Consider the following 22,717-nt stretch of genomic DNA (forward strand, 5'->3'; position numbering starts at 1 on the left):
TGAAGTTATGGACACGATAATTGAGAGAGAATGCATCATCTGTGGCAGTGGCCTTGCCGGTCTTATGACAGCGTATCACCTGAAAGACATGAACGGACTGGCGCTTCTTTCTGCGGGCACCCCGGAAGAAACCAATTCCTTCCGGGCACAGGGCGGTATTGCCTGTGTGACCGATCCAGCCGACAATCTCGAGAGTCATGTTCATGACACCATGTCGGCAGGTCACTTCCTCAATGACCCTTCTGCCGTTAATTGTCTGGTAGAGGAAGGGGTTCAGGAAGTCCGGGAATGGATCCGCCTTGGACTGCCCTTGGATCAGGACCGGTTCGGCAGATTTATTACCGGACAAGAAGGTGCGCACAGTTTCAAGCGAATTCTGCATGCAGGGGGTGACCAAACAGGAAAAGTCTTCACGCGCTACCTGGCCTCGTTGCTTGACGGTGAAGTTGAAACCCTCCACCAGATGAAACTCATCGATGCGACGATCGAACCGGACGGACAGTTGCTGCTTGATATTCGCGGACCTCTCGGCCGGATGCTTCAAATCCGCACCCGCTACCTGATTCTCGCCACAGGTGGGATCGGCGGGCTCTTCGAACAGTCCAGTAACCACCCTGATATGACCGGAACTGCCATTGCCATCGCCAAGAGGCTTGGCCTTCGAACCCGGGATCTCCACCTGATTCAATATCATCCGACACTTCTTCGGGGAACAGACGGCACTGCCAAAGGACTCGTCAGTGAAGCGGTTCGCGGAGAAGGTGCACGGATTGTCACTGAAGACGGTACGCAGGTCATGACGGACATTCATCCCCTGTTGGATCTTGCCCCAAGAGACATCGTGGCAGGAGCGATGTACGAAAAAGAACGGCAAGGACACAAGCTGTTTCTTGATATCACCATGATTAAGAATTTCAAGCAACTCTTTCCTCAAGTATACAGGATTTGCAAGGAAGCCGGTACCCATCCGGAGAATGGTTTCCTGCCCGTGATGACGGGGGTTCATTTTCACATGGGTGGTATCAGGACCGATCTCGATGGTCATACTGCAATTCCGGGAATTTATGCCGTCGGTGAGACTGCCAGCAGCGGCGTTCACGGCGCCAACCGGCTGGCCAGTAACGCTTTGCTGGAATGTATGGTTTTTGCGAAACGGGTTGCCACTCATCTTCAGCTTGCAACAGATTCTTCCATTGACAGACGCTCACTTCAAAAACAAGAACGAACACCGCTGTCTCCTCAGGTTGATTTGCCGGATCTCTTCAAACTCAAACGGTTGATGACAACGTCTCTGGGTATTCATCACCGTCATGAACAGATACATTATGCACTCAAAGAATTGCGTGCTCTCGACTTGTACAAACTGACAAACGTGTCATTGCAAGGCGTCGACGCCCATTCGTGCGACCTTATCAATCAGTGGACTGCAGCCTGTGAAATACTGCAAGCAGCCCTTGATGCATATGAAAGCGACCAGACCAAGACAGCGAACGACACATACAGGAGGCAAAACCATGAATCCGTTGTTACTTGAAGAGCAATTGCGCCAATTTTACACCGAGGATCTAGGTTTCGGTGACGTCACCACCCGGGCGATTTTCAAAGAAACTGATTTGGCAAACGGATCAGTTTATTCAAAAGCGAACGGTGTTTTTTGCGGAACGGCGGTTGTCAGGGCCTGTTATCGCCTCTTTGATCCGGCGATTCATCCCGTCTTTTATAAACATGACGGGGATACAATTCGACCGGGAGAAGAGATTTTCCGCACAGAGGGCCACATCTCTGATCTTCTTGCCGCTGAACGGGTCATGCTGAATATCCTTCAGCACCTTTCGGGTATCGCCACTCGGACCCGCAGGATGGTCCGGATTCTCGAAGGAACCGGCGTGGAGATTGCCGACACCAGGAAAACCACCCCGGGACTTCGAATGCTTGAGAAATATGCCGTCAAAACCGGCGGTGGTAATAATCACCGCCTGCGTCTGGACGACGCTGCCATGATCAAAGATACCCATGTCGCAGCTGCCGGCAGTATCACCCGTGCGGTTGAATTTGTGAAACAGGCTACAGGTCATATGACCAGAATCGAAGTGGAAGTCGAATCATTTGCTCAGTTTCTCGAGGCCATTCATGCAAACGCGGACGTGATTATGATTGACAATACACCGCCAGACATCGCCAAATCATGGCTGCAATCAAAACCGGAAAACATCACCATTGAGTATTCCGGGAATGTCACCGAAGACACCTTATCGGCGATAGCGAAGTCCGGTGTGGATGTGATTTCTGCGGGCTGTCTGACGCACACTGTGACACCGGTGGATATGAGCTTCACACTGCAAGAACAAAAGGAGGATGTTTGATATGACACTCGACTGGCTCACTGAAACCAAAAGCGGTATTCCTGCCTGGTACAAGGAACAATCGGATACCGCACTTTCAGAACGGATTCATCAGGTTAAAAAACAGATGGGGCAGGATCTGTTCATCCCTGGTCACCACTATCAGCGCGATGAGGTCATTCAGTTCGCGGATGCCACCGGCGATTCCCTTCAACTGGCCAGACTGTCGGCAGATCAGCATGCTCGCTTCATCGTTTTTTGCGGCGTGCACTTCATGGCGGAAACCGCGGATATACTCACATCCGATGAGACCGAGGTCATTCTTCCCGACTTAAGAGCCGGCTGCTCCATGGCTGATATGGCCACCAGTGAACAACTGCAGCGCGGCTGGCACAAGCTTCTGCCGCTTTTAGGCGATGCGCCTCTGCCCATCACATATGTCAATTCCTCTGCCGCAGTCAAAGCGTTTGTCGGGCAACACGGGGGGATGACGGTGACTTCTTCCAACGCCGCTAAGGTCATGGATCAAGCCCGCCGGACGGGCAAACGGATTTTATTTCTCCCGGATCAGCATTTGGGCCGTAACACCGGTTACGATTTGGGCGTTCCCCTTCAGCACATGGGTGTATGGGATCCTGTTGCAGATGAACTGCAGGCAGAAACTGATCCACAGATATTGGAAGTCGTTCTTTGGAAAGGGCACTGTTCGGTACATGAAAATTTCCGTATGGATCATGTCGATGCCTTTCGTAAAGAGGAACCCGACCGTCAGATCATTGTTCATCCCGAATGCACGTGGGAGGTGACGCAGGCTGCGGACCTCAATGGCTCCACCCGGAAGATCATCGAAACCATTGAAAACAGTCCTGCAGGAAGCAGGTGGGCCATCGGAACGGAAATGAATCTGGTGAACCGGCTCATTCAGGAAAACTCACATCTCGATATCGTTTCACTGAACCCTGACTTTTGTCCGTGTCTCACGATGAACCGGATTGATCTTCCCCATCTGGCCTGGGTGCTGGACGAACTGGCATCCGGGACGGTTCATAACCGGATCAAGGTGACCGGTGACACCCAAAGGCATTCCCGGTTAGCCATCGAGCGCATGCTGGCGTTGTAATGTCAGTTGTTGAAATCATCATTTTCACAGGAACAAGCTGGGCGAAAGTAGTTATAAGCCAGGCTCTGTTATCGTTCATAGTTGATTTCACTCGCTTTGTGAATAGTGAATTTCAAACTTCGCTTCTCCCTCGGGGGTCGCCTGTTGCGCATTCAGTGCCATGATCAACAATGAACTTTGACAGAGCCCTGCAGCACAAAAAATCCGAACACTATCATCATAGATACGTTCGGATTTCCTACTATACGAGCACCTGTTTTTCAAGATCTCTATGGCCTGCTTGATGCTGTTTATCGATCCAGCTTCTCCAATGATTGAAAAATTTGTTCAGCTGCTTCTTCGGGTGTGATTTCGTCTGTCAAAACCCGGATGTGATGAGCGTCGTACAATGAACGACGCTCAGCAAACAGGGTTTCAATTTCCGCCATCGACTTTGTTTGCAGAAGGGGCCGGCTGCTGATCAATTCCGGGAACCGTTCCTTCCACGCGGCAAATGTCATATCCAGAAAAATCACGACTGCCTCTTCCAGACATTTCTGCCTGACCGCTTCTTGCATAAAGGCTCCGCCACCTAAAGAGAGTACCTGTTTTTCTGCATCAATCAATTGCAGGATCGTTTCTTTTTCCTTGTTGCGAAAAGCCTGTTCCCCGTATGTATGAAAAATCTCCGGAATTGTCATCTCATCAAATGCTTTCACGATTTCTTCATCTGAATCCTTAAAAGGAACATCCAGCCTGTCAGCAACCAGCTCTCCGACAGTTGTTTTGCCGACACCCATAAATCCGATGAAGACCAGCGTCCGGCCCAGTGATTCATGATCGACTTTCATAACTAAGACTCCCCCTTCTGCTCCAGCTCCCGGTGCAACGCTTGTAAACCGAGTAAATAACTATCCACACCAAATCCTGCAATCTGTCCCTTCGCAATCTCTGCGATGACAGAATGATGGCGGAATGCATCCCTGGCATGAATGTTCGACATATGCACTTCAATGACGGGAACCTCGAGGATATCCAATGCATCGCGGATCGCATAGCTGTAGTGGGTCCATGCTCCGGCGTTGATCAACACACCCTCCACTTTGTCCTCAAAGGCCTGGTGAATTCGCTCCACCATCTCTCCTTCATGATTGGTCTGGAACGTTTCCACCTCGGTTTGTAATTCCTGTCCGAACGCCTTCAGCTGCTCGTCAATTTCAGCCAAGGTCACTGTGCCGTAAACATCGGGGTTTCGTTTTCCGAACATATTTAAATTTACGCCATGTAATACCACCAGTCGTTTCATGACATCCACCTCCCTATCTCCTCTGATTATAGCGGAATCTGGCTTTGAGTGCGAGGTGCTTGCCGGATTATTCCTTCTGCTGTTTTTTCAATTCTTTTAACGGATAAAACGTCCCCCGCCATACGATGCCGCCACGGATTACTGTCAAAAGCACCGAGCGGAGGATTGTGAACATGAAGAGCACGGCACTGAATGGAAAAACCAAAAACGTTTTGAGTACTTTTGGCCAGGGATGAAAGGCCGTTCGCACATAAATCACGAGGAGAATCACAATCACAGCACTATAGAGCCCCTGGGTCACTCCCGTCGTGATGAACAGTGCGATAAACGGAAACACTTGTGAGATAAACACTCCAGCCAGCGCAAACAGCACCATGAACCAGGAATAGTGCAAACCCGCAAACGTGTTTTTCTCCAACCCTTTAACCGCCTCTTTCAATGAAGGATACCATTCCACGGCCAATCCGCCCGTTCCTTCAATCACCCGTTGACGAAGCCCCGCTTCTTTCACTTTCAGACCAAGCATCAGGTCATCATCCGGACGCATACGGATGGCTTCATGGGTACCGATGGTGTCATAGGCATCACGCCGGATCAGGTTAAAGGCCCCGATCCCCAGCGCATGTTTACTGTTGTCATCATTCGCTTTCCAGGGCCGCTTATAATAGGAGAAACCAAATAAAAAGAAATGAACAAAGGCCTGTGTCCAGAACGTCTTCACCGTCATCTCCGGCGTCATTGTCACATGGGCTGCATCGGTATCTGCCATATATGCCATGGCTCCGCTTACCGTATGCGGTTTGAAATAAACATCCGCATCCGCAAACACCAGATAATCCCCACTTGCCTTCTGGACGCCCCGGTGAAGGGCATGATTTTTACCGAGCCAGCCAGCCGGCAAGTCGGTTAAATGAACCGCTCTCACCCGCGGATCCTGTTCTGCCAGCTGATCAAAGCAGCTGCCCGTGTCGTCTGAGGAGCGGTCATTGACGAGAATCCATTCGATGTTACGATAAGACTGCTTCAATTGACTGGCGATGCTGTCAAGCACACCGCTCCCTTCATCCCGCGCGGCAATGATGACGGAGACCAAGGGTTCATCCTCATCGAATGAACGGGCATTGCGGTATTCTTCAAGCTTAGGAAACTTCCGAAAGCCCACCAGTGTATCGATTAAGATCCCCGCCCAAATGATGAGCGTCACTATCGCCAAGTAAATCATTCTGTCTCCTCACTTTCTACAAATTTCACATTTCTGTGGCGGTTTGGATAAAATCATATATTCCAAACGAATTATACCTTATACTGAACGTGCATACTTTAGATACTACTTACTTTATAAATGAGGGATTACCATGAAGAAAATAATGGCAGGCTTCACCGCATTCGTTATCACTGCCGGCTGCAGCGCCGGGGCAAGTGAATCCTATGACGATTATGAACGTCATTCAGAGCACCTGTTTGATTACTTTGATACGGTGGTGCAGGTGATTGGTTATACTGAATCCGCTGAAGACTTTTATGAATATGTGGATCACGTTGAAGAACGGTACCGTTACTTCCATAAACTGTTCGACTATTACAATGAATACGATGACTTTACCAATGTCTCCACCATAAATGCAAATGCCGGGATTGAACCCGTGACCGTCGACGATGAACTGTTCGAAATTATCGCATTCTCAAAGGAATGGCATGAACAGACGGAAGGGAAGATGAATATTGCCGTCGGCAGTCTCGTTGAACTTTGGACAGACGTTATGAACGAGGCGAAGGAAAATCCTGACAATGTATCTTTACCCGACTCGGCCATGATCGAACAGGCACAGGCACATACATCGATGGATCAGATCATTCTGGATGAAGAAGCCTCCACCGTTTACCTCGAGGATGAGCAGATGAGCCTCGATCTCGGAGCCATCGCCAAAGGTTTTGCCGCAGACATTGTCGGTACCGAACTGATTGAGATGGGCTTTGAATCCGGTGTCATTATGTCCGGTGGCAACTGGCAGATACTTGGCCCTCCGATGGAAGAAAACAGGGATTATTGGATCGTAGGGGTACAGGATCCTGATCAGCCCCACATGGCTTCTGAAGATGCGGTTCTTGAACGCATTCAACTTCAGGATCAGTCGATCGATACAAGCGGCGATTATGAACGTTATGTAATGATTGACGACAAAAGAATTCATCATATCATTGATGTAGAAACCGGTATGCCCGCAGAACACCATCGCGGCATATCAGTTGTTGCAGACAGCGCGGTCGTTACAGAATACCTCACTACCGAATTGTTTCTTCTCCCCTTTGAAGACGGCTTGTCCCTTGTGGAGAGTCTCGAAAATGTGGAAGCCCTATGGGTCGGAGATAATAAAGATATCCGCAAGAGTTCAGGTATGGAAGATATAATTCAGTAATACAGATCAGCAGGAGGCATGCAACCATGAATGAAAAGAAAAAAATGAAACGCGGGGATTTCATTATGCTGATGGGGGCAGGCGTTGTCGCTGGCGGCTTGTTTCTCTGGACAGGCAGCACCGATCTGTTTCGCCGGATGACCCGCTCGGATGACGATCCACTCATGGCCAAAATCGAACAAAACGGATCAGTCACTCATGAAATTGATCTGACAACGATATCCGAAGAAGAGCGTATTGCATTGGAAAATGATTTAAATGTCATAATCGAAGTTCAGCCTGGTCAGATCCGTTTTCAACACTCTGACTGCCCGGATAATATCTGTGTCAATACCGGCTGGCTGACAAGGGAGGGACACAATGCCGTCTGTTTACCAGCCCGAACCGTCGTCTCCGTCGGATAATCAAGAGGGAAAGACCATCCCGGCATTGGACCGGCCGATGGGCAAACATAAACGAAATGCAATCATTGTCATTCTTGTGACCAATGCCATACTGATTTCCCTGCTCGAGTTCTTTGTGTTTATTCCATTACCGATTCCAGGGATCAAACTGGGGCTTGCGAATATCATTACACTGCTCGCCATCGCGTCGCTGAGTTTTCGACACGTCGTTTCAATCGTTGTCATCCGGTGCCTTGTTGTAGCTGTTTTGACCCGGGGTATTCTTACTCTGGCCTTCAGCCTGACAGGCGGGATTATAAGTGCTCTACTCATGGCCGTCATGTATAAAAAGTTCTCGAATCTGTTCAGTATTAAAGGAATCAGCATAGCCGGAGCATTGGTGCATAACTCCGCACAAATTACCGTGGCAGCGTTTATTCTCGGCGAGGTTGTCATTTTCTATTACCTGCCAATTCTGCTCGTTTCTGCTGTCATTACAGGTTATATCACAGGTAGCATTGGAGAGAGGGTTATTTATGAAATGGAGAAAAAAGGGGTTCTGGCCAATCGATAGTGGCTATAAATTCATCATCGCCCTGATCCTTGGGATTATTCCTTTTTTCCTGGATCATCAATTGAGTTTTGTTTTACTTGCCATTTATCTCCTCATCAGCACTTTCTTGTATGGTGCAAGATTGAAAGATATGTTTAAGAGCATGGCCGCTTATTTGATCATTATTTTATTCCCCTACCTTTTCGGACTGGGGATGGCAGCGATCGTATCTGCCTTTTCCGCGACAGACTTCGGTATGGTCTACGGATCCTTCGAAGATGTTACACTGAGGCTGATCCAGTTGTTCTTGCTCTGGTACGCTACCAGCCTTTTTTTCTTCTCTACCGGAACGGAAGAAATCGTCGGTGTCTTTGATTTCATGCTGACGCCCCTTAAGAAATTAGGTGTCCCAGTTGAAGATTTCCTCAAAGTCATCATGTGTGTGGTCAACGAGTTAAAACAGCTGGGACCTTCCGTTAAAAAGAGCTTTGCCTCCAGTATGAAAGGCTTCAGTGAAAACGAAACCTGGCGGGCTAAAATTGCTCAAATCAGCGATGTCCTGGTCGCTTTCATCGTCGACTCGTTTCAGCGTCTGGACGAAGTGGAACAGTACGTGAATGAAGTGGATGCAAAAGCCCTGTTTACGTACCGGGCCATGCTGTCAAAGTCTGAAATTGTATTATTCATCAGTTTCATTGGATTAATATACATCATAGCCACATTAGAGCAAGCGATTCTGATATAAAAGAAAACAGCCGTTTTCGGTTTCCAGCCGGAATCGGCTGTTTTATTTTTTGATTGATTCATTGCTCATTAACACTATTGAAGTAGTTTTATGTCTGTTAAGTGATCAAATTGTGAGGATTTTAAAACACTTCACAGACTTCACACATTTGACATATTATTTCTCTTTCCCGAAAAAAATCCTATGATATACTCGATTTAATTAGTTAATAATTATTCAATATCGCCGTATCCAGTTAACACAAAACCACAAATAACAGGGACAAATGTCCCGTAACTCGAAATTCAGAAGGAGGACAATGATTATGAATCAGGAAGTATCAAGACGCTCATTTTTGAAACGGTCAGCCACCCTCGTGTCCGGTGTTACACTCTTATCAAGCGGTGCTTTCGCAATGGGAAATATGGCCGGTGCAACGGAAGAAACCGGACGAAACGTCCGCTACGGTATGGTTATCGACAACATTAAATGTATCGCCTGTGGTCAGTGCCAGGCCGGTTGTAAGGAACGTCACGGATTGCCGGAGGATGAAGATTACATCAAACTGTACAAGGATTTCGAGACTGGCAATGCACCAAATATCAAGATTGAGAATTTCACCGCTCAGTGCAATCACTGTGACAACGCACCCTGTGCACGGATCTGTCCGACGCAAGCCACGTACCTGAACGAAGACGGTATCATGATCATGGATCACGATAAATGCATCGGCTGTAAAGGCTGTGTAGCAGCGTGTCCTTACAATGCCCGTATCTGGAGCGAAGCCAAACAAACACCTGAGAAGTGTAACTTCTGTGACGGTTACGTACAAGCTGGCGAACAGCCCGCCTGCGTGGAAGCCTGTCCGGTGGATGCACGACACTTCGGTGATCTGAATGATCCGGAAAGCGAAGTTTCCCAAATGGTTGCAGAACGTCGTTTGAATACACTGCGTGCCGATCTCGGTACGAATCCAAAAATCTACTATGTGAGACAACAGTAAAGGAGGGGTATCCATGAGTGAATTGATTAATGATCAATCAAGCATTCGCCAACATAAAACGTTCCGGATCGTTGTTGTGGCAGCGATTGGTGTCCTGGTGGCATTGTTTGCCTACGGGGCTGTCGTCACACTGCTTCAAGGTCACGATGCCTGGGGCACCACCGATGAATTTTCCTGGGGTATCCTGATTTCCGCCTATGTCTTCTTTGCAGTAGGCTGTACAGGGATCTGTCTCTTATCCACACTGGGCCACCGGGACTGGATTTTGAAACTCGTATTCGGTGATACGAAATTCACCAACACTGCAGAATTCGAAAGCATGGGCATCAAGCCGATCGTCCTTGCCATTTCCTTTATGCTGACGGCTTTCACCGTTCTGTTTTTCGAACTGAAATATCCATTGAATCTTGCCATCTATGCTGTATTGTCACCGAACTTTCAATCCGCCTTTATCTGGATGGGCTTTCTGTACGGCATTTATTTACTCTTCCTGATTCTTGAAGTGGTCTTCTACTTGCGTAAAAGTCCAAAGGCTTTGAAAATCGCTTCCTTCCTGGCTATTACAACCGGAATCATCGCAACCAGTAACCTCGGCGCTGTTTTTGGCACCATGCCGGGACGGGCCTACTGGACCGCACCCTATTTACCGATTTTCTTCATCTTTACTGCCCTGTTAACCGGTGCCGCCGCATTAATGGTTCTGTATTACTTCCATAACCAGAAGACCAGAGAAGAGATTGTACCGTATATGAGTAAACTGCTCGTTTTGTTCATCATCGTCGTCGGTATCATGACCGTCTGGAACCTCGTCAGCGGTTTCATCGGGCAGTATCCGGAACGTTATGAGGCGACCATGAACCTGTTATTCGGTGATCTGGCCATCAGTTTCTGGGTGTTTGAACTCGGTATCGGGTTATTGATCCCGCTAGCGATCGTATTGTTGACCCGTTCACCGAAACTGCTGTTGGCTGCGGCCGTGATGGCCCTTGTCGGCATGATGTTCGCCCGGCATAACCTTGTTACCGCAGGCCAAACCGTTCTTTTACAGCCGGACGCTTCCACTCAGGTTTACCTGATGAGTTACGTACCGACATTTGTTGAAATGAGCATGACGATTGGAGCACTGGGCGTGCTGTTGGCCTTCTACTTCATTATGACAAGGCTCCTCAACAAGCTGGAAAAGAAAGAAAAACCATCGGAAGCTCAAAAAGCCAGCTGATTCTAAATCTGTGCATTACCCCCTTTTCATAATGACGGACCCGCTCACTTCCGAGCGGGTCCGTCTGCATTCATGATGACAACAGTGATTTTGCTGCTGTTTTTGACTGGTTTTGGTACACACTCAGTGCAGCCTGAACCCCATTCCCCCGGGTCACGGTTACGCCTTGCCAGATCAGGACACTTTCCAGCGCATTCAGGACAGCTAACACATTCCGCTTTTGACAGCTGTAACCCATGGTGCCGATTCGCCAGATTTTTCCGTGCAGTGGTCCGAATGAGCTGGCAATCTCAATCCCGAAATCATCGAGCAATTGCTTACGAACCGCATCACCGTCCACACCCGGCGGTATCTTCACACACGTGACGGTAGTCAGTTTTGCTGCCGGGTCTCCAAACAGTTCAAGCCCCATTCCTTCAATGCCTGCCACGAGTGCTGCTTCGTTTTCTTTGTGACGGGCAAATCTCGCAGGGAGTGTTTCTTCAAGAATGACCCGAAGACCTTCATATAATCCGTAAATCATCGACGTCGCTTCGGTATGATGATTCAAGCGTTTTGGAGACCAGTAATCCTGCAGCTGACTGAGATCCAGATAATTGCTGCGCACCCGCCGGTCCATCCCTCTCGGATCCTCTGAGGATGCGATGCCTTCTTCCACCGATTTCCGTTCCTGCAGGACCGCTTCAATCCGGTGGTTATACGTTAACGGAGCTAGACCTGAAGGAATCGACAGGCATTTCTGCGTCCCCGTAATCAGGCCATCAATATACCACTCATCTGGCAGCACATCCATACCGGCAACAGTCGCCACTGCATCGACGATGAACAGCGCATCGTTTTCCCTGCAGGCATGGCCGATCGCTTTTAACGGATGCACCCGTCCTGTGGATGTATCACCGTGGACCATGGCGACCACCTTGGGTTTCCAATCGCGGATGACCTGGGTGACTTCATCCTCCTCAAATACTTCGCCCCAGTCGCAGGTGATCAATTTTACATCGCCCCCGACACGCTCACATATTTCTTTTAATAAATATCCAAATCGGCCGAAACCGGGAACGAGTACTTTATCACCGTCTTCAATGATACTCCCCAGCATCGCTTCGATACCTGCTCTCGATGTCCCGTCGACTGGGAAGGCCCAGTGATTTTCAGTCTGCAGGACTTCTCTGAGCATTGTCATGACATCATTCATGATCGCAGTGAAATCCGGATCAAACTGTCCGAGGACTGAGGAAGACATCGCCCGCAATACGCTCGGTTCTGCTTCCACAGGACCCGGTGTCATGATCGTTCTCGGTGGAATCGTTAAGGGTTTCTCCATCATACATCACGCTCCATTTCTCCGTGTGCCAATTTCTGCAACGTACGCAGAAGTAAGTTGGTTCCAGTGGCGCAATCCTCTGCTGTCGTCCATTCCTTTGGATTATGGCTGATCCCATTTTCCGAACGGACGAGGATCATGCCCATTTTCGAGACGGTGGACATGATCAATGCATCATGCCCTGCCCCGCAAGGCATTGGAGTAGATCCGATTCCACATTCATCCGCAGCTTCATCTAAAACCGTTTGAATTTCGGAAGAACAGACAGCGGGCGCTTCTTCTTTTGTGATTTCACTGACGAAGCTGACACCCCGTGCTGATTCGATTGAATGGAACGCTGCATAGAGATCACGAAGCATGCTGCTTCTTGCTTCTTCACTGCCGTGACGAAGGTCAATTGTAAATTCAGCCTCACCTGGAATGATATTTACGCCCCCGGGTGTCACATTCAATTTCCCGACGGTTCCCACGCCTTCATACGTTACTGCAACCCGTTCCACAGCGAGCATCGTTTCTGCCATGGCCAGAGATGCATCTTTTCGGATCGCCATCGGCGTTGCTCCCGCGTGATCTGCCGCACCTTGAATCTTGACTTTCAGCCAAAGGGGTCCCTGAATCGAAGTGACGATCCCGACAGGCACATCGGCTTCTTCAAGTACTCTTCCTTGTTCAATATGCATTTCCACAAAGGCTTCGATCTCTTCCTGGCTTCGGGCTGCTTCGATATAACGCCCAGGATCAAACCCTGCCGACAAAAGGGCCTCTTTATACGTAAAGCCCTCTTTATCCGTCAATTGCAGGAATCCCGGTTTCAGCTGTCCTGTCAAAGCTTTACTGCCCAAATAGCCTGCACCGAAACGGGTCCCTTCTTCGTCAGAGAAACTGACGACTTCAATGGTCCGTTTTGGCTGTTCGCTATGTTCTATCATGGTTCTCACAGCTTCAATGGCTCCAAGGACGCCAAGTGATCCATCGAAGGGCCCTCCCTGAATGACGGTATCCACATGAGACCCTGTCATAATTACCGGAAGTTCAGGATTTGTCCCTTCTAACCGGCCAAGAACATTCCCGACTGCATCCATCTTTACGTCGAGCCCCACTTCTTCCATGAGACGGATAATATACTTTTTCGCTTCAATCTCAGGCGGTGTAAAAGATAACCGGGTTATGCCCTCAGATTCATGCTCACCTGCTCCAATTTCACGCAACTTCATCAGATGACCCCAAAGCCGCTGCTGATTTATACCTGCCGTTGTCTGCAAATTACTCACCTCTTCACTCATCGATTCAGCTCCCACGATATGTGGTATAGCCGTATGGTGTAACCAGAAGGGGCACATGATAATGGGCCTCTGAATCATTCACTGTAAAGCGGACCGGAACCTGATCGAGAAACAGGGAATCCTCTGGCTGATCCTGCTCATTCCGGTAATATTCTCCCACGTGAAAGAGCAGTTCATACTGCGCTGCTTTGAACGCCGTGTCTTCAAGGAGAGGCGAATGGATGCGACCGTCTTCATTTGTCGCAAACGTTTCGATTTCACGAAATGCTTCTGTTTCGTCGTCGAAACGGCTCAACGTAATCCGCATGCCCGCAGCGGGGTGACCTGCTGCGGTATTCAAGACATGAGTGGTCAATTTTCCGCTCATGACCTTCCCTCCTCGCGCCTAACGTCTTCTTGCAGGACAGTGAATTTCTGGAATCCATAAGGCGGGCGTGGATCGGTAAAGACCTTCCCTTCCTTTGATGCCGGGATCTCATCACGAATCGTCTCCCAAGTCCGGTTATTGGATTCAAAGGACACGGTCTCCAGCTGTGGAAACCGCTGCATCACCCGGATCCCGATATCGTAAATCAGCTTCTGGATCGAGGGGGAGGCTTCCTGATGGAAAAGCGTCTGGGCAATGTGTTTGACCTGCTCAGCGGCAACATATAACTCCGGTTGATCACCGAAAGCGTCATCCATATTTTTGTAAGTCCAGCTGATGTTCAGGTAAATAAACAGCGGTCGGTCTTTTGTTTCCGGGAGCTTTGTGTATTCATCGCGAATAAAGCCTGCAAAGCTGCTGCCCTTCACCTTAATGAGATGCAGATCGTGCACACTGCACTCAAGGGCGTTGAGTTTCGCTTCACCCGATTCACTCCGGCCTGTGGAAAGGGTTACGCCCGGCTTCTCCAGGACCCCTTCCCTGAAAACTGTCTCACTTTCCTGAACACCGGCATCACTGCCAACCATTGCAGCTTCGAAAGGAAACTGCTTCCCGCTCATATCCACTGAACTGATATGGTCGTACTTTTTTAAAAATTGAGCGCTGACATAGGCAAGAAAGCCTTCCATCGTGCTGCCGGTATATTCTCCTGCGTGGTGTAAAATGAAATTCTTCATGGAATCTGTCGCAACAACTTTGCTGTTGTCCCCTTCAGTAAATGATGTGAAAAAGGCTTCCCCGGCTAAGGAGACCTGAATATCCATGCCAAGAATCGTGTTGGAACGACCCTTGAAATCTGATTCCGGGATCATAGCGATTCCTGTTAACGGTGTGGCATAGGTGCGATAGACAAATACATCGCCTTTTCCGTAAAGCATTGTACGTTCAGTCATGACTGATCTCCTCCTTCGTCTTCATCCCTGTAATCAAATCGTGTAACCGGAAACCGGCGATTTTGCCGACTTCATGCAGGGCCGTGGCAAATTCTTTTTCTTTCGTATGATGAATCCGCTCTTTCAGATTGGTAATGATTTCTTCTTTTGTCTTCCCTTTCACTGCGAGAATGAAGGGAAAACCAAACTTCTCCGTGTATAATGTATTCAGCTCCTGAAGTGTCTGATACTCTTCTGCCGAAAGTTGATCGAGTCCGGCACCTTTTTGTTCTGCGACAGATGCCTCTGTCATTTGAATGCGGCCGCCAAGATCCGGATGAGCCCGGAGTAAGCTGAGCTTTTGTTCTTCACTGCCCGCGTGCATGGCAGTGAGCATACGCCTGTAAACATCGTCCGTGGACAGAAATGGCCCGCCCTGATCGTAGGCGGACTCAGCCACCCATGGGGAATGTTCAAACACATGCCCCACGTCGCGAATAAATGCCTCTCTCGATAAACGTCTGATATCATCCATTGTCATCATGGTTCTCATCTCCTTGTTCACCTTGGATCCCCTGTCAGTGAGGTCCTTCTGATCAGCCGTTTAATGGCCGTATTCGAATCCCGCATGACTTCTTCTTTGTTCATCGTTGTGAGAATCCGGTTTCGCATCACGATCTTGCCATGGATGATGGTTGTTTCCACATCCGCCCGTGTGGCAGAATAGACAATTCTTGAAATGGTATCCACGTCATAGGAAGGGTACATATGCAGATCATTCAAATTCAAGATGGCCAGATCTGCTTTTTTCCCCGGCTCAATGCTGCCAATCTGATCTTCCATGCCCATCGCCTTTGCACCACCGATGGTCGCCATTTGAAATACTTTTTTGGCATCCATGGCGGTCGGGCCGTTTTCAGGTTTATGAATCAAAGCGGCAAGGCGCATTTCGTTGAACATATCTAAATTGTTGTTACACGGTGCACCGTCAGCCCCCAGGCTGACACACACGTGGGCATCCAACAGCTGAGGAATTTCTGCCCGTCCGGAAGCCAGTTTTAAATTACTCCCTGGACAATGGGTCACTTTCACCTGCTTGTCCCGGATGATCTCCTTTTCCCGATCACTGAGCCAGATGCAGTGCGCCAGAATCAAGCGCTCATTCGCAAGCCCGAGTGCATCCAGATATTCCACGTTTCGCATGCCGGTATCACGTTCCACAATGGCAATTTCGCCTTGATTTTCTGCAGCATGAGTATGCACCCTGACCTGATACTCTTTCGAGAGAAGGGCAGTTTCCTTTAACAGGTTCTCCGTACACGACACGACGAACCTCGGTGAATACGCGTACTGCAATCGGCCTTGATCATAGCCATGCCATTTTTCAAGAAGGTCTGTACTTTCTTTCAGAGAGGTCATCGTATCTTCCTGTAAAGGAAGGGGTACGTCCTCGCCCTGATCCATCATCACTTTACCGGAAAGGGCCCGGATACCGGACCTTGCCATGCCTTCGAATGCTTCGTTCGTATGATGAACCGTCTCCATATCGACGATCGAAGTGGTCCCGCTTTGAATCAGTTCGCCTGTTCCAAGCATGGCGGAATAATAGATGGATTCAGGATCATGGGCTGCTTCAAGGGGCCAGATCCGGCCTTTCAGCCAATCCATCAGTTCCAGATCGTCTCCCCTGCCGCGAAAAATCGTTTGACAGAGATGAATATGCGTTTGAATAAACCCGGGAATCACAACCCGGCCGGTGCCATCAATTACTTCTGCATCCGTTGGGCATGGAAGGTGCTCCCCGACTGCCAGGATATCCGTTCCTTCGATTAAAATATCACCCGTCAGCTGTTCTCGTTTTTCGTTCATCGTGATGATTTCAGCATTTCGAATCAATATGCTTCCCATCAGGGTCCCTCCTGTGCTCGTTCTTATTTCGCAGTCAGGATCTGTCGGTTCCTGGCAGGACCCTCAAACCATCATTTTGAGGTTGTGCGATTGATTTAATTTTTTGCCTGTGTTATTCAATCACTTTCTGCTGACTTTTGATGAAAGTTCTTATTGAAATCGTACCCTCCGGGACGCTTCAGGCCGATGCTTTCCCAAGGTCTTGTCCTCTGCTACCTTTTGCTTTGCAAAAGTGGATCTTCGGACTGCGCTTCATCCTCCGGGAGTCACGGGCTGTGCATCCCTATGGGTACTCCTTCAAAAACAGCTCATATCCAGTCAATCAGTTTTTCAATGTTTCAGAAGAAGCTGCTTTTATGAGTTCTTTTGCTTTCTCATAGGCCTTTGGTGTATCCACATCAAACGTGATCAAGGGGTCATTCACCGGTGTATGCAAAGACAGAACCTGGTTGTTGAGACGCTTACCGCCTTCATCGCCCGGCAATTTCAGGCACATGAGGTTCAGCATGTACGGTCTGCCGAAAAACACCGGATGCCCCTGTCGTCCATGAAAGATCGGACGGACCGTATACGGCTTTCGACTCGCTTTCATCGACAGCCCTTCATCATAAACAGCCTGATAGGTTTCTTCCGAAATACACGGCTGATCGGCCAGCATCACGAGCGCATGGGCTCCTCTTGATTGCGCATAGCACAATCCTTTTTTCAGAGAGGTTGCCTGTCCGGTTTCATGGACCGGATTATGAACGAATTGAATCCGTGAATCTGTCACCGTAACGGCGTCCATCACTGCATCTGCATGTGCTCCGGTGACAATCACGATGCGCTCCACGGGGAGTTTTGCAGCTTGCATGACTGTGTGGTCGATCATGGAGTATCCTTCAATCTCAAGCGTCTGTTTCACAGCACCCATACGGGTGGAAGCACCACCAGCAAGAATGATCGCATGTACGGTATTCGAAAACATGTTACATCACCGCCTTTTCAGAATTGGTCAAGACCCTTTGTTGTCGTCTGACTTGAATCAGTTCCGCCACAATGCTGATGGCGATTTCCTCGGCACCTTCCGCACCGATATCGAGTCCCACCGGCGAGTGAACGGCATTAGGAATCCTGCCGGAAGACAGGAGCCTGCGAGTGCGTTTCTTCGGACCGAGTACACCGATATATGCCAACTGCTTCTGTTTCTTTACCAGTTCATTCAAAATGATCAAGTCATCCTGAAACTTGTGCGTCATCACCAGTGCGTAGCTTCCTTCGGGCATGGTCTCCACCTGAAAAAAATCGTCCGGTGTCAGCCATCTGAAGCCTGCAGCTTCAGGGAATATCTCCTCATTGAGCCGTTCTTTCACGGTGTCCACCACAACCGGATTGAATTCCAACGAGCCAAGATGCTTCACCAGTGGTTCTGCATCCATGCCTGCACCAAATACGTATACAACCGGCTTTGGTTCAATCCGTTCAACGAGCACCCTGTCATATGCACTGCTGGTCAGAAACACTGGCGCTTTCCTTTGATCTTGAAAAGATCGGATGATATCGTCATCCAAAGCAGTGGACTCTTCAGTCAGCCCCTTACCTGATGAAAAATAATAATCAGGTGATTTTGTCACTGGATCGTCCAGACCCGCAACCCGGAACAGCGTCTCACCTTTCTGGACGTGGCGTAAGGCTTCAGCCATGATATCCCTTGTTTTTTCATGGTTGAGATCCATTGGCTCAATGCTTACATATACTTTTCCGTTGCAGCCGGCGCCTTTTCCCCAGCCGAGATCGTCTTCAGCGCGCATATCGTAATTCACGATCGTGCTCGTCATCGTCTGAATGGCAGAACGGGCCCGAATCATCAGGTCCTCTTCCAGACAGCCGCCGCTGATCATGCCGCTGCAATTCCCCTTTGCTCCAATAATCATCTGCGCCCCCTGGTGACGATAGGCCGATCCTTCCACATGAATCACAGAGGCAATGGCAACCTGCTTTTCATCACATGCATACATCCACTCGAGTAATTTATGCTGTTCTGACATCAGGTTTTCCCCTCCTTTTTCCAGGATCCATCAGCAATCTGTTCAAGCACACGGTGGATCCCGCCGTAGCCTGTGCAGCGGCAGAGATTCCCGGACAGCGCATCTTTCAGATCTTCATGACTCGGATCTGACTTTTTCTTCAAGTATCCGCTTAAGGATACGATCATGCCCGGTGTGCAATACCCGCATTGCAGAGCCCCTTCTTCAAGGAACAGCTGTTGAATGTGATTGACTTGGCTGTCCTTCTCTGAGAGACCTTCGATGGTGTCAATTCTGCGACCATCAATCTGATAAGCCATTAACAGGCAGCTGTTCATCGGCCGCCCATCCACGAGCACCATACACGCACCACATCGACCGACTTCGCAGGACACCTTCGTGCCCGTCAATCCGCAATCTGACCGGATCAGGTCGACTACCCGTCTTTCCGGAGGCAATTTCTGCTCCACCTCCTCACCATTCAATGTAAACTGAACAGTCATTCCTTGATCTTCTTCTTTGTGATGCAAGGTTTTCGTGACGGGTTTCATCGTGTTCCCTCCTTTTCTGTTGGCGTAAGCCAGGCCAAATCTTCCGTCTCTTCCAAAATGCGTTCCGGTGTAACCGGAAGAATCGTGTGCCAGCTGCCTGTTGCCTCCCGAATGGCTTTGACGATGGCCGGCGCCAGTGCCACAGATCCGATTTCACCTACACCCCTTGGTCCAAAGCTGTCTCCTTCAGGCAATGTTTCATTGGCTGTCACCTGTTGCTGGTGGGGCACATCTTTAATCGTTGGCACCAGGTAACTGTCAAGATTTCTGGTTGCATAGCGTCCTTCTGTCATGACAGCATCTTCGCTCAATGTAAAGCCCAGAGCCATGATGCTTCCGCCTTCGATTTGACCGAGATACCCGAGAGGATTCATCACTTCTCCTGCGGATACTGCATGATCCACCCGGGTGACAGCTACCTTTCCGTTCAGCGTATTGACCTCTACTTCGGCCATTACTGCCGTGGAGCCGTAGAGATAATGGCCACCCAATACAGGGTCCGGCGTCACGGGAAAATGATGTTCGGTAGATGCGTAAATCATTTCGGCGCTCTTGTTCTCAAGATCCTGGTAAGGTAAAACCAGCGATTGTTCCGTCTTGTGCCAGATCCCTCCGGTTCCGGTGATCAACTCCTCCTCGTCAAGGCCTGTCTGCTTCGCAGCTTCTTCCAATAGCGCTTTTCGAAAAGGTCCGCGCATCCGTTGAATGCTTTGCCAAACCATGTTGGTAGTCCTTGAAGCTGTGGAAGATCCGCTTGCAGGAACTTGTGCGGTATCGCCGATTTGAATCTGAATATCTTCTTTACTGCATGAGAAAGCTTCTGTCAACATCACTCCAAGTGTACCAATGAGTCCTTGTCCGAATTCTTCATGGCCAAAAGCAGCGAGGATTTTTCCTTCTGGAGTGAGCTTTAATTCACCACCCGCAGGGTCCGGTATCCCGTAACCAAGCCCGGAACCATGAAAAGCCAGTGCCATGCCGCGTCCGATTTTGATCCATGGTTCTGTCGGGTGCGTTTCAGATGCTGCCAATTCAGAGAGTGGCGATTTCAGAATGTCGTTCAGAACCTGACGCGGGCCATCATTTGGTGCCACAACTTGCGCCATTGGCCCAGGGTCCTTCTCATTTCGGATATTAAGATGCCTCAATTCCCATGGATCCAAACCGCTTTCCTCTGACAGCCTGTCGAGCTGCCCTTCAAGAGCAAAAGTGGCCTGATTGCCGCCAAAGCCCCTGAATTCTCCGGACACGCCGTTATTTGTGTACACCGCACGTCCAGCCAATGAAACGTGAGGGATCTGGTAAGGCCCTACCGTATGCTCCACAGCGAAATTCAATACCGGCCCGCCTAATGTGGCGTAGGCACCTGTATCAGAAATGATTTCAGCAGCGTGAGCAATGAGTTTTCCTTCCTTTGTCATACCGGTCTTCATCGTAATGACCATGGGATGACGCTTGATCCCTGCTATGACGGACTCCCCACGGCTGAAATGCATTTTAACCGGCCGTTGTGTGAAAACCGCGAGCAACGCCCCGTAAGGTTGAGCGTTCAGTTCGTCCTTCCCGCCGAAAGATCCGCCAATGGGACTCGAGATCACCCGGATCTTCTCTTCATCCATATCCAGAATCCGTGCCAGTTGCATACGATCCTTGTAGCCATGCTGGGTGGCTGCTTTGACGGTTAATCCCCCGTCTTCTTCCGGGATGAAAAGGCCCCCCTCTGTCTCCATAAATACATGCATCTGTCTCGGGGTTTCGTAGGTTGTTTCAACGATATAGGCAGCTTCACTGAATGCTCCTTCAGCGTCTCCCCGCCGATAGGTTCGTTCATGGAGCACATTACCCTCGGGATGAAGCTTTGTTGCCCCTTTATCAAGGGCTTTCTCAGGTGTATCGAGAACAGGCAGCAACTCATAATCCAGTGTAATGACTGATGCTGCATGCTCAGCTGCTTCTTTTGATTCTGCAGCGATGGCTGCGACAGCGTCTCCTTCATAGCGGATATGGTCCGAGCAGAAAACGGGCTGGTTCGGATCAGCAATACCGAATCCGTTCAAACCGGGGACATCTTCTGCTGTGATGACGGCGATCACACCGGGTACTGCCTTTGCTGCTTTCGTGTGAACTTCTTTTAGCCTGGCATGAGGAATATGACTTCGCACCACTTTGCCATGGAGCATGTCATTGTCCATCAAGTCCGTCAGATACTGCAGCTTACCGGTTGTCTTATCTTTGCCGTCAGGACGAATCTGCCAGCCTCTTCCTGCCTTTCGGTCATTCAGCAGCATAGTGATCACCCTCTATATATGAATGAATATTCTGAATAATTAAATTGGAAGCCACCCGCTGTTTGTAGCTCTTTGACAGGAAAGGATCTTCAGGGGGTGAATAGTCTTTTAATATTTGTTCTTGCAAAAGCCTGTAATGTTTCCCTTCAACCAACGGAACCGCCATCAGCGACTGTTCCAACTGTTTCAACCTGACGGGTTCCATTGTTCCTCCAGCCGCAGCTGCCCGGATGTGAGAAAATGTTCCGCTTTTTTTGTTTAACCGTCCACTGATTGCTACTGTCACTGCAGATGGGATGAACGCTTCCCGCCTGCCTGTTTTTTCATAGAACGTAAGAGAAAGATTCTCCTCTGTTTTTGGGAGGATCAGTTCCACGATTAATCCGGGGCATCCCTCTTGAAGCCAATCTGTTAAGAGGAGCTCCCGTCGTTTCAGATGATCGTCGTAACTGATACGTGCATCCAATGCAATGAGAGCCGGCAGACTGTCACCAATCCCTGTAGCGATATTTCCACCGATGGTCGCCTGCTCCCGAATGGAAGGTGCAGCGATTTGCTTAATGGCCTTCGAGAAAATCGGTGCTTTTTCTCGTATTCTTTCATCCTCTTCCAATTCTGCAAAAGTGGTCATCGATGAAATGCGAAGCTCTTCTTCTGCCAGGTGGATCCCCTGATTCAATTCGGGAATCCTGTCCAGCCGGATCCACTGTTTGGCATCGTTCAATTGCCCCGCTTCCCACTGTGTTCGAAGCCAGGTCGTTCCTGAGAGCCAGAGACTGTCATCAGGAGCATTGTCTTTACAGAACCAGGCTTCTTCCAATGACTCGGGAGCCTGAATGGTTTTCATCGGCATTTCTGCTCCCTCCTCTGCATTGCCCTTTGATTTCATTCATTCTATTCTTTATCCATTTCAGGGTCATTGTGTATCCTCTACAAAATCAGCATGTTTTTTTGGGCACGATAACCGGGCAATTGTTCTTCACCGCGCTGACCTGCCTGAAGGTTTACAAAC

Annotated in this window: 23 protein-coding genes; 9 read left to right on the plus strand and 14 right to left on the minus strand. The window is 49.3% G+C overall.

Going from position 1 to position 22,717, the window contains the following annotated elements:
• The first annotated feature begins 7 nt into the window (after positions 1 to 7).
• The 3 genes from BBEV_RS13425 to nadA are packed head-to-tail and all read left to right on the plus strand — an operon-like array spanning position 8 to position 3,462.
• Complete coding sequence (locus BBEV_RS13425) at positions 8 to 1,534, plus strand: L-aspartate oxidase (protein WP_069365933.1); 1,527 nt, start codon at positions 8 to 10, stop codon at positions 1,532 to 1,534.
• The gene (gene nadC / locus BBEV_RS13430) at positions 1,515 to 2,363 is read left to right on the plus strand and encodes a carboxylating nicotinate-nucleotide diphosphorylase (protein ID WP_069365934.1); all 849 of its coding nucleotides are present in this window, start codon (positions 1,515 to 1,517) and stop codon (positions 2,361 to 2,363) included. The genes BBEV_RS13425 and nadC overlap by 20 nt, the downstream gene beginning before the upstream one ends.
• A gap of 1 nt (position 2,364) precedes the next feature.
• The gene (gene nadA, locus BBEV_RS13435) at positions 2,365 to 3,462 is read left to right on the plus strand and encodes a quinolinate synthase NadA (protein ID WP_069365935.1); all 1,098 of its coding nucleotides are present in this window, start codon (positions 2,365 to 2,367) and stop codon (positions 3,460 to 3,462) included.
• A gap of 290 nt (positions 3,463 to 3,752) precedes the next feature.
• Here nadA and BBEV_RS13440 read toward each other — a convergent pair whose 3' ends face one another.
• The 3 genes from BBEV_RS13440 to BBEV_RS13450 all read right to left on the minus strand — a co-directional run bounded on the left by BBEV_RS13440 (position 3,753) and on the right by BBEV_RS13450 (position 5,969).
• On the minus strand, positions 3,753 to 4,292 hold the full coding sequence (locus BBEV_RS13440) for a shikimate kinase (RefSeq protein WP_069365936.1): 540 nt from the start codon (positions 4,290 to 4,292) through the stop codon (positions 3,753 to 3,755).
• Positions 4,293 to 4,294: 2 nt separating this feature from the next.
• Entirely contained in the window at positions 4,295 to 4,747 is a 453-nt protein-coding gene (gene aroQ / locus BBEV_RS13445; RefSeq protein ID WP_069366753.1) for a type II 3-dehydroquinate dehydratase, read from the minus strand.
• 67 nt (positions 4,748 to 4,814) lie between these two features.
• On the minus strand, positions 4,815 to 5,969 hold the full coding sequence (locus BBEV_RS13450) for a glycosyltransferase family 2 protein (protein ID WP_069365937.1): 1,155 nt from the start codon (positions 5,967 to 5,969) through the stop codon (positions 4,815 to 4,817).
• Between the two features lie 133 nt (positions 5,970 to 6,102).
• On the opposite strand from BBEV_RS13450, the gene BBEV_RS13455 reads away from it, so the two are divergent.
• From BBEV_RS13455 to nrfD, 6 genes are all read left to right on the plus strand, one after another.
• Positions 6,103 to 7,164 carry an FAD:protein FMN transferase gene (locus tag BBEV_RS13455; protein ID WP_069365938.1) on the plus strand — a complete coding sequence of 354 codons (1,062 nt, stop codon included), beginning with the start codon at positions 6,103 to 6,105 and terminating at the stop codon, positions 7,162 to 7,164.
• A gap of 26 nt (positions 7,165 to 7,190) precedes the next feature.
• On the plus strand, positions 7,191 to 7,568 hold the full coding sequence (locus BBEV_RS13460) for a NusG domain II-containing protein (protein ID WP_069365939.1): 378 nt from the start codon (positions 7,191 to 7,193) through the stop codon (positions 7,566 to 7,568).
• Positions 7,525 to 8,121, plus strand: a complete 597-nt coding sequence (locus BBEV_RS13465; protein WP_198155009.1) for a Gx transporter family protein — start codon at positions 7,525 to 7,527, stop codon at positions 8,119 to 8,121. The genes BBEV_RS13460 and BBEV_RS13465 overlap by 44 nt, the downstream gene beginning before the upstream one ends.
• Entirely contained in the window at positions 8,084 to 8,845 is a 762-nt protein-coding gene (locus tag BBEV_RS13470; protein WP_069365940.1) for an energy-coupling factor transporter transmembrane component T family protein, read from the plus strand. The genes BBEV_RS13465 and BBEV_RS13470 overlap by 38 nt, the downstream gene beginning before the upstream one ends.
• Before the next feature lie 304 nt (positions 8,846 to 9,149).
• Positions 9,150 to 9,827, plus strand: a complete 678-nt coding sequence (gene dsrO, locus BBEV_RS13475) for a sulfate reduction electron transfer complex DsrMKJOP subunit DsrO (RefSeq protein ID WP_084007398.1) — start codon at positions 9,150 to 9,152, stop codon at positions 9,825 to 9,827.
• Positions 9,828 to 9,840: 13 nt separating this feature from the next.
• Positions 9,841 to 11,046, plus strand: coding sequence for an NrfD/PsrC family molybdoenzyme membrane anchor subunit (gene nrfD / locus BBEV_RS13480; protein WP_069365941.1), 1,206 nt, complete (start codon positions 9,841 to 9,843; stop codon positions 11,044 to 11,046).
• A gap of 70 nt (positions 11,047 to 11,116) precedes the next feature.
• Here nrfD and BBEV_RS13485 read toward each other — a convergent pair whose 3' ends face one another.
• From BBEV_RS13485 to BBEV_RS13535, 11 genes are all read right to left on the minus strand, one after another.
• Positions 11,117 to 12,373, minus strand: a complete 1,257-nt coding sequence (locus BBEV_RS13485) for a pyridoxal-phosphate-dependent aminotransferase family protein (protein WP_069365942.1) — start codon at positions 12,371 to 12,373, stop codon at positions 11,117 to 11,119.
• Positions 12,370 to 13,653, minus strand: a complete 1,284-nt coding sequence (locus BBEV_RS13490) for a Zn-dependent hydrolase (RefSeq protein ID WP_069365943.1) — start codon at positions 13,651 to 13,653, stop codon at positions 12,370 to 12,372. Before BBEV_RS13490 ends, BBEV_RS13485 begins: the two co-directional genes overlap by 4 nt.
• 4 nt (positions 13,654 to 13,657) lie before the next feature.
• Entirely contained in the window at positions 13,658 to 14,020 is a 363-nt protein-coding gene (gene uraH, locus BBEV_RS13495; RefSeq protein WP_069365944.1) for a hydroxyisourate hydrolase, read from the minus strand.
• The gene (gene pucL / locus BBEV_RS13500; RefSeq protein WP_069365945.1) at positions 14,017 to 14,973 is read right to left on the minus strand and encodes a factor-independent urate hydroxylase; all 957 of its coding nucleotides are present in this window, start codon (positions 14,971 to 14,973) and stop codon (positions 14,017 to 14,019) included. The genes uraH and pucL overlap by 4 nt, the downstream gene beginning before the upstream one ends.
• On the minus strand, positions 14,966 to 15,496 hold the full coding sequence (uraD, locus tag BBEV_RS13505) for a 2-oxo-4-hydroxy-4-carboxy-5-ureidoimidazoline decarboxylase (protein WP_232318189.1): 531 nt from the start codon (positions 15,494 to 15,496) through the stop codon (positions 14,966 to 14,968). The genes pucL and uraD overlap by 8 nt, the downstream gene beginning before the upstream one ends.
• 17 nt (positions 15,497 to 15,513) lie before the next feature.
• Positions 15,514 to 16,860, minus strand: coding sequence for a 5'-deoxyadenosine deaminase (locus BBEV_RS13510; RefSeq protein ID WP_069365946.1), 1,347 nt, complete (start codon positions 16,858 to 16,860; stop codon positions 15,514 to 15,516).
• Between the two features lie 322 nt (positions 16,861 to 17,182).
• Positions 17,183 to 17,827 (minus strand): nucleotidyltransferase family protein, encoded by a 645-nt coding sequence (locus BBEV_RS13515; protein ID WP_069365947.1) that lies wholly within the window; start codon positions 17,825 to 17,827, stop codon positions 17,183 to 17,185.
• A 1-nt stretch (position 17,828) separates the two neighbouring features.
• Positions 17,829 to 18,887, minus strand: coding sequence for an XdhC family protein (locus BBEV_RS13520; RefSeq protein ID WP_069365948.1), 1,059 nt, complete (start codon positions 18,885 to 18,887; stop codon positions 17,829 to 17,831).
• Complete coding sequence (locus tag BBEV_RS13525; protein ID WP_069365949.1) at positions 18,887 to 19,417, minus strand: (2Fe-2S)-binding protein; 531 nt, start codon at positions 19,415 to 19,417, stop codon at positions 18,887 to 18,889. The genes BBEV_RS13520 and BBEV_RS13525 overlap by 1 nt, the downstream gene beginning before the upstream one ends.
• Positions 19,414 to 21,705, minus strand: a complete 2,292-nt coding sequence (pucD, locus tag BBEV_RS13530; protein ID WP_069365950.1) for a xanthine dehydrogenase subunit D — start codon at positions 21,703 to 21,705, stop codon at positions 19,414 to 19,416. The genes BBEV_RS13525 and pucD overlap by 4 nt, the downstream gene beginning before the upstream one ends.
• On the minus strand, positions 21,692 to 22,558 hold the full coding sequence (locus BBEV_RS13535) for an FAD binding domain-containing protein (RefSeq protein ID WP_069365951.1): 867 nt from the start codon (positions 22,556 to 22,558) through the stop codon (positions 21,692 to 21,694). Before BBEV_RS13535 ends, pucD begins: the two co-directional genes overlap by 14 nt.
• Positions 22,559 to 22,717: the final 159 nt, after the last annotated feature.

It is taken from the genome of Salisediminibacterium beveridgei (assembly GCF_001721685.1).
Lineage (GTDB): Bacteria > Bacillota > Bacilli > Bacillales > Salisediminibacteriaceae > Salisediminibacterium > Salisediminibacterium beveridgei.

Excerpts from the sequence above, each read along its gene's own strand:
- BBEV_RS13425 (WP_069365933.1), top strand. The coding sequence starts at position 8 with ATGGACACGATAATTGAGAGAGAATGCATCATCTGTGGCAGTGGCCTT.
- nadC (WP_069365934.1), top strand. The coding sequence starts at position 1,515 with ATGAATCCGTTGTTACTTGAAGAGCAATTGCGCCAATTTTACACCGAG.
- nadA (WP_069365935.1), top strand. The coding sequence starts at position 2,365 with ATGACACTCGACTGGCTCACTGAAACCAAAAGCGGTATTCCTGCCTGG.
- BBEV_RS13440 (WP_069365936.1), bottom strand. The coding sequence starts at position 4,292 with ATGAAAGTCGATCATGAATCACTGGGCCGGACGCTGGTCTTCATCGGA.
- aroQ (WP_069366753.1), bottom strand. The coding sequence starts at position 4,747 with ATGAAACGACTGGTGGTATTACATGGCGTAAATTTAAATATGTTCGGA.
- BBEV_RS13450 (WP_069365937.1), bottom strand. The coding sequence starts at position 5,969 with ATGATTTACTTGGCGATAGTGACGCTCATCATTTGGGCGGGGATCTTA.
- BBEV_RS13455 (WP_069365938.1), top strand. The coding sequence starts at position 6,103 with ATGAAGAAAATAATGGCAGGCTTCACCGCATTCGTTATCACTGCCGGC.
- BBEV_RS13460 (WP_069365939.1), top strand. The coding sequence starts at position 7,191 with ATGAATGAAAAGAAAAAAATGAAACGCGGGGATTTCATTATGCTGATG.
- BBEV_RS13465 (WP_198155009.1), top strand. The coding sequence starts at position 7,525 with ATGCCGTCTGTTTACCAGCCCGAACCGTCGTCTCCGTCGGATAATCAA.
- BBEV_RS13470 (WP_069365940.1), top strand. The coding sequence starts at position 8,084 with ATGAAATGGAGAAAAAAGGGGTTCTGGCCAATCGATAGTGGCTATAAA.
- dsrO (WP_084007398.1), top strand. The coding sequence starts at position 9,150 with ATGAATCAGGAAGTATCAAGACGCTCATTTTTGAAACGGTCAGCCACC.
- nrfD (WP_069365941.1), top strand. The coding sequence starts at position 9,841 with ATGAGTGAATTGATTAATGATCAATCAAGCATTCGCCAACATAAAACG.
- BBEV_RS13485 (WP_069365942.1), bottom strand. The coding sequence starts at position 12,373 with ATGATGGAGAAACCCTTAACGATTCCACCGAGAACGATCATGACACCG.
- BBEV_RS13490 (WP_069365943.1), bottom strand. The coding sequence starts at position 13,653 with ATGAGTGAAGAGGTGAGTAATTTGCAGACAACGGCAGGTATAAATCAG.
- uraH (WP_069365944.1), bottom strand. The coding sequence starts at position 14,020 with ATGAGCGGAAAATTGACCACTCATGTCTTGAATACCGCAGCAGGTCAC.
- pucL (WP_069365945.1), bottom strand. The coding sequence starts at position 14,973 with ATGACTGAACGTACAATGCTTTACGGAAAAGGCGATGTATTTGTCTAT.
- uraD (WP_232318189.1), bottom strand. The coding sequence starts at position 15,496 with ATGATGACAATGGATGATATCAGACGTTTATCGAGAGAGGCATTTATT.
- BBEV_RS13510 (WP_069365946.1), bottom strand. The coding sequence starts at position 16,860 with ATGGGAAGCATATTGATTCGAAATGCTGAAATCATCACGATGAACGAA.
- BBEV_RS13515 (WP_069365947.1), bottom strand. The coding sequence starts at position 17,827 with ATGTTTTCGAATACCGTACATGCGATCATTCTTGCTGGTGGTGCTTCC.
- BBEV_RS13520 (WP_069365948.1), bottom strand. The coding sequence starts at position 18,887 with ATGTCAGAACAGCATAAATTACTCGAGTGGATGTATGCATGTGATGAA.
- BBEV_RS13525 (WP_069365949.1), bottom strand. The coding sequence starts at position 19,417 with ATGAAACCCGTCACGAAAACCTTGCATCACAAAGAAGAAGATCAAGGA.
- pucD (WP_069365950.1), bottom strand. The coding sequence starts at position 21,705 with ATGCTGCTGAATGACCGAAAGGCAGGAAGAGGCTGGCAGATTCGTCCT.
- BBEV_RS13535 (WP_069365951.1), bottom strand. The coding sequence starts at position 22,558 with ATGCCGATGAAAACCATTCAGGCTCCCGAGTCATTGGAAGAAGCCTGG.